This is a genomic window from Candidatus Babeliales bacterium (assembly GCA_035455925.1).
In the GTDB taxonomy this organism is placed as follows: domain Bacteria; phylum Babelota; class Babeliae; order Babelales; family Vermiphilaceae; genus SOIL31.
Genome location: DATIEE010000009.1, coordinates 24720 through 35271, shown reverse-complemented (window position 1 = coordinate 35271; position 10552 = coordinate 24720). Strand labels below are relative to the sequence as shown.

Genomic DNA, 10552 nt, shown 5'->3' with positions numbered 1-10552 from the left:
TAAAATAACAAAATTATCACCTTCAATGGCAACTCGTTGTTCTGAGTTTCCTTTACTTGATAGAGAATTATCTAAACATTTTTGTCCATTATTGGGAGATTGATTTTTCGTGCTTTTTGCTATTTTGGTAGCGCAATGCGCAGCTAAAAATGTACCACCAATTGTTAGTCCGACCTTTACTATTTCTACTATCGGTCTAACTAGCAAAGGAAAAGTTATAAAAACGTTAATAAAAGGTTTAATGCTTTTGGTGTTTACAATTTAGACGGAACTCCTAATGCAACAAAAACAAGAATCACTATAAAATCAGGCCGTACTATCAAATCTATTATGAGATAAAATAATGAAAAATGAATTAAAAAAAACCTTAGCTGTGCTCGAAACTTTAAATAAATGCGTTGATGAACACATAATATCAGATAAATATTTTGAAAAGAAATATCAAATCATTAATGATTTAGACCGCCTCGACCAAGAATCAGACAAATTAATAAATTTATTAGAAAATACTACTATTACTAGCTTCAACAAGATAATGGAACAGCTCTGTTTTTTACACATGAATTTAAATAATTACGCTGGATATATAGATCGCATAAGCGATGCCATAAAACTATCTATTGATTTTTACAAAGAAAAAACTCTTTTAAATAGGATACCACATGATTGAACAAATACATAAAATTACTCAGACTCTTATTCGTCTTAATCAACAAGTGAATAATAAAGTATTGTCCTTGGAAGATGTAAATATAATTAAAAGTAATTATGAACATTTATTATTAATTCAACATAACATTGATGAATTATTGCATAAATTTACCCTTCTTCCTTTGACAAACGCAGATAAAATTATACCTATATTGATTAATCTACATCAGGCATTTTCTCAAATAAGCGAATGCTGTTATATATTGGATACAGAACTTATAAAATTTATATGCACAGATGAGAAGCAATGGTCTAATTTTCTTACTATTGCAGCAAAAAAATAGTCCTTTTTTTAGTCTTAAAAAATCCAGCATTTAATTGTTAATATGAAAAAATACGAGAACAAAATAACAAAATTCATAAAATATCGGTTACGTAAAGATCACATAGAAATATTTGATCATGCCTATCAATGCATTAGCCTTTATAATCTTGAACAAGAATATATAAAACATGCAAAGAGGCGCTAGAAGTGTTAAATTGAATTGACTAAAACATAATATTGTTTATAATATTTTATGATAAAAGTTAAATTATTAATTTATAGGGAATTATGTTTTATGGCTATTCAAATGGGAAAAATAATAGTACTTAGCGTTGCTATATGCGGGATAGCTAGTGCAGCAGAAAACATATCTAAGAATCCAATTATAGGTGATAATATTATTAGTTTTTACACACAAAAGTCTGATAAATCTTTAAAACATATTTTGAAGAATGGTGATTTGATACCTGCGCATGGAATTACTATTATTAATAAAGACTGTCATTATTCAGATGGTACTTATATTCAAGCTAAAGATTGCAGTTTTGATAATAAAGGCGTGATGACTATTGATAAGAAATATAATGATAAAAAAGAAACTTTGCTTTCGCAAGAAAATTTATTATGTATAAAAAAAGATACTTTATCAGATAAATTATATGATTCAATTTTATCTAGTTTTGATACAAACAAGAAAGTATTTATGTGCTCTAGTAATACGATTAATAAAAAATTATCAGTATATACAGTTACGAGTATTGATAACGAAAAAGTCACATTAGAAAAAGATAATCAATATAGTCTTTTGATTGAAATGCCATATGATGCTTTAGCCAAAACATTAGCTATCGTATGTTGCGCAATAATATCCGCATTAAAAATTAGTTCGTTTTTATTTTAAATTATTACGTTGTTTTTGAGTCATTATTATTGGTATTTTTGATTGTATTTTAATTTACTCATGATAATAGTTAAAAAGAAGAATCGCCTGCGTATCTGCAGACGATTCTTCTTTTGTTACGTAAATATTGTTGATTAATTAGAAATGATTAACCACATCGGTACCATGTATTATCTGTAGCATAATAAACATAAGTACTTGATGAAAAACCAACTCCAAATGCAAACGCGGTAAGTCCGTTAGCAATTAGTGCTCCATTACCATCATTAATTGCAGTAAGAGCAAGATTTGATCCCAAAACAACAGAGAAATATTGACCATTAGTTGGTGCAGCAGGGAATTGAACGGTAACAGTTATGGGCAAGGTTCCTGCTGGCTTTAGAAGTAATATTGATGTTGTTGGGTTTGCAGTTACTGTTGACAAATCTAAAGGAGTAGCTACCTGTATTGCTTGGTTGCACCATGGATTTAATAGAAGCATTTGTGGTGTTATGGTAATATTTGTTGTATTTATTGCTACTTGTTCAGTGCCATTAACATCAAATGAAAGTGTGTTAGCTACCGGAGCTGACAGCCCAGTATTTGTGCTTCCTGTAAATTGAATTGATGGAGTTGCAGTTGCACCAGCAGGCATAATAAGCGTGCCAGTCATAGTGTCACCGCTTTTAAGCACGTTTAATGAAGAACTACCAATTAAATTAGCAGTAATAGTTCCTGCAGCAAAGTCGCCAGAACCATCACGTTTAACAATAGTGTTTGCAGTGTTAAGATTTGTAGCAGCATTAGCAAGGACAGCGCCAGCAGCAATATTTACAGCCGTTTCTCCGCCAACAGTGCTTACAACAGTTGCGCCTTGTGTACCAGTTACATCACCAGCTAATGAACCCGTAAAATTGACAGCTGTTGTTGCTGTAGTTGCGTTACCAACTAAATTAGCAGTAATAGTTCCTGCAGCAAAGTCACCAGAACCATCACGTTTAACAATAGTGTTTGCAGTATTAAGATTTGTAGCAGCATTAGCAAGAACAGCGCCAGCAGCAATATTAGCAGCCGTTTCTCCGCCAACAGTACTTACAACAGTTGCGCCTTGTGTACCAGTTACATCACCAGCTAACGAACCCGTAAAATTGACAGCTGTTGTTGCTGTAGTTGCATTACCAATTAGATTAGCAGTAATAATTCCTGCTGAAAAATCACCTGATATATCACGCGTTACAATGTTGTTTGCAATATTAGAACTAGAAACAGTAGCTAATTTTGTATTACTAATTGTTGCATTGTCGATATCGGCATCAACAATAAGAGAACTCGATAATACACCTATTGCATCATTATGTACAACACCTGCAGATGTAAACGAGCTGATTACAGTAGGGCTGCCTGATATGATCAAATTTTCTATGACACCATTATTAACAGATAATGTACCACTAACTGATTCATCAGTAACTGATAAATTATTAACGCATAAATTGGTCATACAATTGCCAACAGTGAGATTTTGTACAATTGCGTCATCGATGGATGCAGTACCGATAGAAGCATTTTCTATTATTGCATCAAGAATTGTTCCTGATATTGTTAAATTTTCAATTGATGAATTTGTTATGAATGCATCAGTAACAGATAAACTATTAACACATAAATTATCAATACAACTTTCTACGGTCAAATCAGCAACTGATAAATTACCTTTAATTTTAACATCATCATTAAAATTAGCAGATTTGTCCACTTTTAAATGTCCGAGAATGTGAACGTCATGTTTTACCTTTACATCATTATCAAGGGTAGTTTTACCTTGTACATGAAAATGTTTTTTTATAACAGTTGTTGCTAGATTTTCGGCGCGAGATACTGTTGTTGAATTGACAATAAGTGAGCCATTAGAAAGCTTCTTAGTTATTATATTAAGCTGATCAAGCATATCATCTGCGTATTGTTTATCTAAAGAATTATATTGTTTCTGTAGAACCAATTGTGCATGCTCAATGCTTTCAGCAACTGCATTAAAATGGCCAATTATAAATCCTTCATCAAGATGCTTTTTTAACTCGTGAACAGGAGAATTAGGATCTTGATCAAGATCACTTATGGTAGAAATAACAGCTCCAATATTGCTTAAATCTTCCCCAAGATAAATATAATGATTCTCTGATTCTTCCTTAATTTTATTTTTTTCAAATTCTGAAATAGTGTGCATAATGTTTTGTGCTACTGCCGAAAGTGGTAATGGCCCAACAAGAAGCATGAAGGATAAAAGAAATGAGCACGCGCGAGATATTAATAAGTGTTGCATGAAAGGTGTCCTTTTTTTAATAATGATTATTTAACTCTACTTTATGTTATTTTTTTGCATACAAAAAAAGCAACCATTGTAAAAAAATAAAAATCTATGAACATTTATAACAATTATTTTATCATTATTAATAATATATATTCGATGCAATAAAAAAATAAAAGAAAAAGAGATATTAATGATAACTTTAAAAAAAACTTTGTACTTATTATTTTTTATATCAATATCTTTTATACAATCTCAATCACTACCTATAACTATCTTACCGTGGAATATTGTTATCTATATGGAAGCATCTGCAGGGCATCTTTATCAGGCTGCATTCAAAAACCTTAATGAAATAATGCATAATACACCTAAAAATGCACATGTGTTTGTATTTTTACATACACATGGCAATGTAGGATGGTTGTATCATATCACCAAAAATAACATTCATAAAATAAGTGAATTAGCTTGTGATTATTCTGTAGCAGAAACGCTTATTAATGTCATGACTATCGCAATCAAATCAGGCCCCGCGTTGCATTATGGTCTTATTCTTTGGAATCATGGATATGGTATTTTAAATCCAGTATATAATGAAGAAACTAATGATTGGTTTGTGCCATACGATGGTCCCTATACTACTAATTGTTCACTAAAACGTTCTCTTTCTAATAAACATATATATCACCGAGGAATGTGTGTAACTAATAACCGTACATTTTTATCAAATAAGGATATGGTCTACGCATTTGATAGCATATGTAATAAACTTCTTAACGGTAATAAATTGGCCTTTTGTGGTATGGACTTATGTAAAGGTGCAATGTTTGAACATGCATACCAATTGCGTAATTATACTGATTATCTGATTGGATCTCAAGAATGTGAAATGGTGGACGGTTGGCCATATGATAAAGTATTACAGATAATTAACGATACGACAGGTGTTACAATAGAGGAAATGGTAATGCATATAGTAACTTCATTTCATGAATATTACCAAACGTATACTGAACAAGATACATATACATTATCGGTGATAGACACGCACTATGCGGAAATATTAAAACATAATATTAACGCAATATCCACTATGCTCATGCAGATGCTCATACATAACGATCAGGTAAAATCCGTTCTTATGCAATTGCGTATGCAATGCAAGACATTTTGTGATGCACCCATGTATTGTGATCTTCAACAATGGTATAGCACGCTGCTCTCTCTATTTGATAAATATGAAAGTACCGATAAAAAATCAGAATTTAATAGTACATTCAAAAAATTATTACATGATGGCCTTACTATAATGTCCCATATGATAGTTGCCAAATGTAATGGTTCAGCTTCAACACACGCACAGGGGTGTTCTATTTATTTTCCGCAATTTGCTATTAATACATCATATTTAACCGCACCATTTGCACAAGAATCATATTGGGTACAATTTTTGGAACAATTTTTACTATAATCACTATCGTTAGACAAGCTACAATGATAATATTGAAAGAAATTATTTAACCAGACACCGTAAAACAAAAGAATAATTATTACATATGAAAAATGACTTGTACATTAAAAATGGCATTACCATTCCTGATCATGAACTGGAAATTACTACCAGCAGATCCAGTGGTGCTGGTGGGCAACATGTTAATAAAACTGATACACGTATTACTGTGCGATGGAATATTAAAACTACAACGGCATTAACCGAAGAGCAAAAAAGCTATGTGTTAGAAAGACTAAAAACACATATTACCAATGAAGGTGATATTATTATACATAACAGTGAATCACGCAGCCAACATCAAAACAAAAAAAATGCTCTCAATAACCTGGCTACGGTTATACGCAATGCACTACATATACCAAAAAAACGAGTTGCTACAAAAATATCCAAAGCTTTAAAAGAATCGCGTTTAAAAAGTAAGGCACATCGCAGCACCATTAAACACATGCGAAATAAGCAGCTCAAATATGATTAACTTATGCTCTACTACAGTAGTTATTTAAACGCATTTCCAAAAAATCTAATATAGAAATGCTCTAATCCGATTTCAGAACCACCATTTTTCAATCGAAAGTCCATAATTGTCAAAAAGTCATGAGCATTACATAGCTCAACAAGAGAATAAGATGACCAATCACGATTAATAAATGAAAACGGTAATTTATACTGAGCTTTTTTGGCATCAACATAATTTTTTTGTTTCATTACATCACAAAAAACATATGCTCTCCACACTTGATCTGCCCAAAAAGTTACCCAAAATTGCGGCGCATACAATGGTGAAATAATAGCCCATTGTCGAAAAAAAAGTTGAACTTTTTTATTAAAAAAATATTGACTGAGCACAAATAAAGAGCTTGTTGGCGTAGCAATATACATTAACCATCGCGAAAAAAAATCTTCTACATTACTACCTAGAACCAATTCATAGTATGCAAATAAGCATGCACTATCTAAAGACATAGTATCAATTACTTGTGCTAGCTGTAAGGCAAATACAGTTTTATCTTGAATCAAATCACTAACTAAAAAACGTACCAAAGAAAGATCTCTTGACGCTATTGTTTCAGGTAAAGCAATATTATTCATCACTGAAGTAGAAAATTGCGATGACCTTAACTCATTCAATGTATTAGTAGAAAACAATAATAAGCAATGTGGCCCAGTATATGAAGTCATATACTCAAGCAATTCCTGCTGTTTTTTTGTAGTAAGAATATGAAAATCTTCAAGAAAATACGTGATCATTCCAGTAAAGCTCATAGTAGCAAGCAGTGCTTTAATTCGTGCAATATCGCCCCCTCCACAACTAAGATGCTCAATATGTATATTATTTTTTTTAAAAAATAAAACAATATAATAAAAAAAAAGTGAAGGATATTCACGTCCAAAAAAACAAAACACATGTCCTTGCGGCAGTTTTTTTGTTTTTCTAATATATTCAAGAAAAATGCGTAAAAGCATAATGCCTACTGTGATGATTTCTGTCGATTTTTTAAACTAAATAAAGGAATGCGTTCCGATGATTTATGAGATCCATCTGCTAGGGTCATTTCCTGCTGATTATGACTTTTCAATTCGTATAAAGCAAATAACTGTTGTGCACCATAATTTGCCATACAACGTACATCTTCAAAAGTGTTCCATGAGATTGGTGAACTTTCAGCGCCACCTTGCATTTCAACAATTTTATTTGACTGAGTAATAACAAAATTAAAATCTGCATTCGCCTTACTATCTTCTTCATAATTTAAATCAAGCAATACATTGTCATTAACCACACCAACTGAAATCGCTGCGATGCTTTCTGTAATAATGGATTGATTAATTGTGCGTGAACGTAACCATCTATCTTGAGCCATTTTTAATGCTAAAAATGAACCCGTAATAGCCGCTGTACGTGTTCCTCCATCAGCTTGCAATACATCGCAATCAATAGTAATTGTTCGTTCACCAATAGCAGATAGATCAATAATAGAACGAAAACATCTACCAATAAAACGTGCTATTTCAATAGATCTACCATCCTTACGCGCAAGAGTACTTTCTCGTTGCGTACGGGTTACTGTTGATGTCGGAAGTAATGCGTATTCCGCAGTTAGCCAACCGGTACCTTTTCCCCGCAAAAATTGCGGTACACCGTTTTGTAATGAAACAGCACACAAAATTTTAGTTTTCCCCATTTGAAACAGCAATGATCCTGGTGCAAATTCATAAATATCATAAGAAAATGACACCGATCTCAATTGATTCGGTGCCCGTCCATCATTTCTAACTATTTTTTCAGTATTCATAAGACAAAACTCACTCTATGATAACATCTTCAAACTTGTACGACCAGTGACTTCGTCATGATCTAAAACTTCAACTTTTACAGTATCGTTTAATTTTATAGTTTGCATAAATGTTCTTTGTAAATCACGCGGCATATTAGATACGTGAACAAGGCCATCAAGTCCTGGTACAAGTTCAATAAACATACCAAAATCAACAATACGTCTTACCTTACCATCAAAAATTGCACCTTTATCTATTTGACCTGCCAATGTTTTAACCCATTTAACGGCAAGATCAATCTTAGCTTCAGGTCCGCCAAAAATTTTAACTAATCCATCTGGTTCAATATCAATCGAAGTACCGGTTGTTTCAGTGATTTCACGAATAGTCTTACCACCTGAACCAATAATCGCACCAATCTTGTCAGTAGGAATAGTTAATGTAATTACTTTTGGAACTAAATAAGATAACGTTTCGCTAGGAGCAGTCATCACTTTACGCATTTCACCAAGTATGTGTAAACGACCAATACGGGCTTGCTCAAGTGCATCTTCAAAAACTTTACGAGACAATCCACCTTTATGTTTAACATCCATTTGAATTGCAGTAATACCAGCATCTGTGCCGATAATTTTAAAATCCATTAATCCAAATGCATCCTCAAAAGCAGAAATATCAGTCAACGTTGCAAATGATCCAGATGATTTTTCCAACAGGCCCATTGCAACACCGGCAACCATTTTTTTAATAGGAACACCAGCTTGCATTAATGCCATTGTTGTAACACATGCCGTTGCCATAGAAGAAGAACCATCAGACTCTAAAATATCAACAACAACACGAATCGTATAAGGAAATTCTTGTGTAGTTGGACGTAAAAATTCAAAAGATGAACGAGCGAGATACCCATGACCTGTTTCACGTCTACTTGTTCCACGCATTGGTTTTACTTCACCGCTAGCAAAAGGAGGAAAATTATAATGAAGCATAAATGCTCCATCTCCAGCTTCTTCACCCATCAATGTATCAATACGTTGTTCATCTTGGCCACTACCAAGAGTTACACTTGCTAACGCCTGTGTACAACCGCGAGTAAACAAAGCTGAACCATGAGTAAATGGTAACAATCCGACCTCTACGGCTATAGGACGTACTGTATCAAATCGGCGGCCATCAACTCGTTTATTAAATTTAAAAATTAAACTACTTAATTTTTCTTGTAACTCTGCATTGATAATATAATCAATAACAGAGGAGGGAACCTTGGTTGATTCAATTTTTTCTTGATATTGTGTTGCAAATTCATCTTTTAGATCATCAAGATATGTATATCTTTCTTTTTTATTTTCAATATACATACGCTCGACACGATCATCGGTAAGAAACTTGCTAATTTCTGCTTTCCAGACATCAAAACCATATGTATCTTCAAGAACTGGTTGCTCAAACTCAAGCGCCGCTTGAATCTCTTTTTGCCATTCAATTAATTTTTTAATTTTTTCATGCGCTTGAAACATAATATCAACAAAATCTTTTTCAAGAAGCTCATTGGTTGAACCTTCAACCATAATGATACCTTCTTCTGTTCCCGCAACAACAATACGCATATCTGATTTAAGTTGTTCTGGATACGAAGGATTAAATATCCATTGACCATCGATTCTACCAACCTCAATTACGCCGATAGGTCCCATAAAAGGAATTTTTGAAATTGACAAAGCTAAGGAAGCAGCCAATAAAGAAATAGTATTAGGAGTATGTTCTTTATCAACTGAATATACAGTTGTTAATACTTGAAGTTGATCAAAATAATTATAAGGAAATAGTGGACGAATGGCACGATCAATGAGGCGACTTGTCAAAATTTCACGATCAGAAAGCTTGCCTTCCCTTTTAAAATATCCACCAGGAATTTTTCCCGCTGCTGAATACTGTTCACGATATTCGATTGTTAATGGCAAAAAACCAGGAAACTCTTTAGATGGTGCCGATGTTGCAGTCGCTAGAATAACCGTTCCACCCTGTTTCAATAATAATGCACCATCTGCTTGACGGGCAACTTTGCCAATCTCTACCTCAAAACCGAATTCTTCATTTTTAAACGTTCGTACCATTCTATGAAACCTATAATTTTATTGTGCAAAATATCTTATTACATGAATTACAAAAAAATCCTTATTTACATAATAATTTATTTGCGTAAACCAAGCTTTGCAATTAGCTCTTTATACTTATCTACATCAGTTTTTTGCAAATACTTCAGAAAACTACGTCGATTACAAACCATTTGCAATAATCCTCGTCGTGTACTAAAATCTTTTGGATTTCTCTGACAATGCTCAGTTAACTTAATAATATTTTTGGTCAACAAAACAACTTGAACTTGTGAAGAACCCGTGTCCTGAGATCCTTTGCCAAATTCACTAAAAATATTCTGTTTTTCTTCTTTTGTTATCGCCATGGACAACTCCTGCTTATGTATAAAACTCTTACTGTTTTGTAGTATAACACAATTTATTGGTAGGCGCGAGCGGAATTGAACCGCTGACCCTTGCTACGTCAAAGCAATGCTCTGCCCCTGAGCTACGCGCCTACTAT

The 10552-nt window shown here is 33.1% G+C and carries 11 protein-coding genes and 1 tRNA gene; 5 read left to right on the top strand and 7 right to left on the bottom strand.

The annotated features are described in order from the left end of the window. Window positions 1–207: hypothetical protein (locus VLB80_01925; GenBank protein HSC24954.1), on the bottom strand; the 207-nt coding region annotated here is incomplete at its 3' end. Window positions 208–343: 136 nt separating this feature from the next. On the opposite strand from VLB80_01925, the gene VLB80_01920 reads away from it, so the two are divergent. The 3 genes from VLB80_01920 (at window position 344) to VLB80_01910 (ending at window position 1877) form a co-directional block, all read left to right on the top strand. Further along, window positions 344–670 (top strand): hypothetical protein, encoded by a 327-nt coding sequence (locus tag VLB80_01920; GenBank protein HSC24953.1) that lies wholly within the window; start codon window positions 344–346, stop codon window positions 668–670. Beyond that, window positions 663–995: a hypothetical protein gene (locus VLB80_01915; protein HSC24952.1), complete on the top strand. Its 333-nt coding sequence runs from the start codon at window positions 663–665 to the stop codon at window positions 993–995. The genes VLB80_01920 and VLB80_01915 overlap by 8 nt, the downstream gene beginning before the upstream one ends. Window positions 996–1271: 276 nt before the next feature. Then, window positions 1272–1877 carry a hypothetical protein gene (locus VLB80_01910; protein ID HSC24951.1) on the top strand — a complete coding sequence of 202 codons (606 nt, stop codon included), beginning with the start codon at window positions 1272–1274 and terminating at the stop codon, window positions 1875–1877. 148 nt (window positions 1878–2025) lie between these two features. Here the strand turns inward: VLB80_01910 and VLB80_01905 are convergent, their stop codons facing one another. Next, complete coding sequence (locus tag VLB80_01905) at window positions 2026–4176, bottom strand: hypothetical protein (GenBank protein HSC24950.1); 2151 nt, start codon at window positions 4174–4176, stop codon at window positions 2026–2028. A 178-nt stretch (window positions 4177–4354) separates the two neighbouring features. Between VLB80_01905 and VLB80_01900 the strand changes: the two genes are divergently transcribed. Beyond that, entirely contained in the window at window positions 4355–5635 is a 1281-nt protein-coding gene (locus VLB80_01900; protein ID HSC24949.1) for a clostripain-related cysteine peptidase, read from the top strand. Window positions 5636–5720: 85 nt separating this feature from the next. Beyond that, the gene (gene arfB, locus VLB80_01895) at window positions 5721–6152 is read left to right on the top strand and encodes an alternative ribosome rescue aminoacyl-tRNA hydrolase ArfB (GenBank protein HSC24948.1); all 432 of its coding nucleotides are present in this window, start codon (window positions 5721–5723) and stop codon (window positions 6150–6152) included. A gap of 20 nt (window positions 6153–6172) precedes the next feature. Here the strand turns inward: arfB and VLB80_01890 are convergent, their stop codons facing one another. The 5 genes from VLB80_01890 to VLB80_01870 all read right to left on the bottom strand — a co-directional run bounded on the left by VLB80_01890 (window position 6173) and on the right by VLB80_01870 (window position 10547). Beyond that, complete coding sequence (locus tag VLB80_01890) at window positions 6173–7141, bottom strand: hypothetical protein (protein ID HSC24947.1); 969 nt, start codon at window positions 7139–7141, stop codon at window positions 6173–6175. Between the two features lie 5 nt (window positions 7142–7146). Further along, entirely contained in the window at window positions 7147–7971 is an 825-nt protein-coding gene (rph, locus tag VLB80_01885) for a ribonuclease PH (protein HSC24946.1), read from the bottom strand. A 15-nt stretch (window positions 7972–7986) separates the two neighbouring features. Further along, window positions 7987–10068 carry a polyribonucleotide nucleotidyltransferase gene (gene pnp / locus VLB80_01880; protein ID HSC24945.1) on the bottom strand — a complete coding sequence of 694 codons (2082 nt, stop codon included), beginning with the start codon at window positions 10066–10068 and terminating at the stop codon, window positions 7987–7989. 77 nt (window positions 10069–10145) lie between these two features. Beyond that, entirely contained in the window at window positions 10146–10415 is a 270-nt protein-coding gene (rpsO, locus tag VLB80_01875; protein ID HSC24944.1) for a 30S ribosomal protein S15, read from the bottom strand. Between the two features lie 57 nt (window positions 10416–10472). Further along, window positions 10473–10547, bottom strand: a tRNA-Val gene (locus VLB80_01870). Between the last annotated feature and the right edge of the window lie 5 nt (window positions 10548–10552).

What these genes read in the sequence shown, in the direction of transcription:
- VLB80_01920 (HSC24953.1), top strand. Translation starts at nt 344, where the DNA reads ATGAAAAATGAATTAAAAAAAACCTTAGCTGTGCTCGAAACTTTAAAT.
- VLB80_01915 (HSC24952.1), top strand. Translation starts at nt 663, where the DNA reads ATGATTGAACAAATACATAAAATTACTCAGACTCTTATTCGTCTTAAT.
- VLB80_01910 (HSC24951.1), top strand. Translation starts at nt 1,272, where the DNA reads ATGGCTATTCAAATGGGAAAAATAATAGTACTTAGCGTTGCTATATGC.
- VLB80_01905 (HSC24950.1), bottom strand. Translation starts at nt 4,176, where the DNA reads ATGCAACACTTATTAATATCTCGCGCGTGCTCATTTCTTTTATCCTTC.
- VLB80_01900 (HSC24949.1), top strand. Translation starts at nt 4,355, where the DNA reads ATGATAACTTTAAAAAAAACTTTGTACTTATTATTTTTTATATCAATA.
- arfB (HSC24948.1), top strand. Translation starts at nt 5,721, where the DNA reads ATGAAAAATGACTTGTACATTAAAAATGGCATTACCATTCCTGATCAT.
- VLB80_01890 (HSC24947.1), bottom strand. Translation starts at nt 7,141, where the DNA reads ATGCTTTTACGCATTTTTCTTGAATATATTAGAAAAACAAAAAAACTG.
- rph (HSC24946.1), bottom strand. Translation starts at nt 7,971, where the DNA reads ATGAATACTGAAAAAATAGTTAGAAATGATGGACGGGCACCGAATCAA.
- pnp (HSC24945.1), bottom strand. Translation starts at nt 10,068, where the DNA reads ATGGTACGAACGTTTAAAAATGAAGAATTCGGTTTTGAGGTAGAGATT.
- rpsO (HSC24944.1), bottom strand. Translation starts at nt 10,415, where the DNA reads ATGGCGATAACAAAAGAAGAAAAACAGAATATTTTTAGTGAATTTGGC.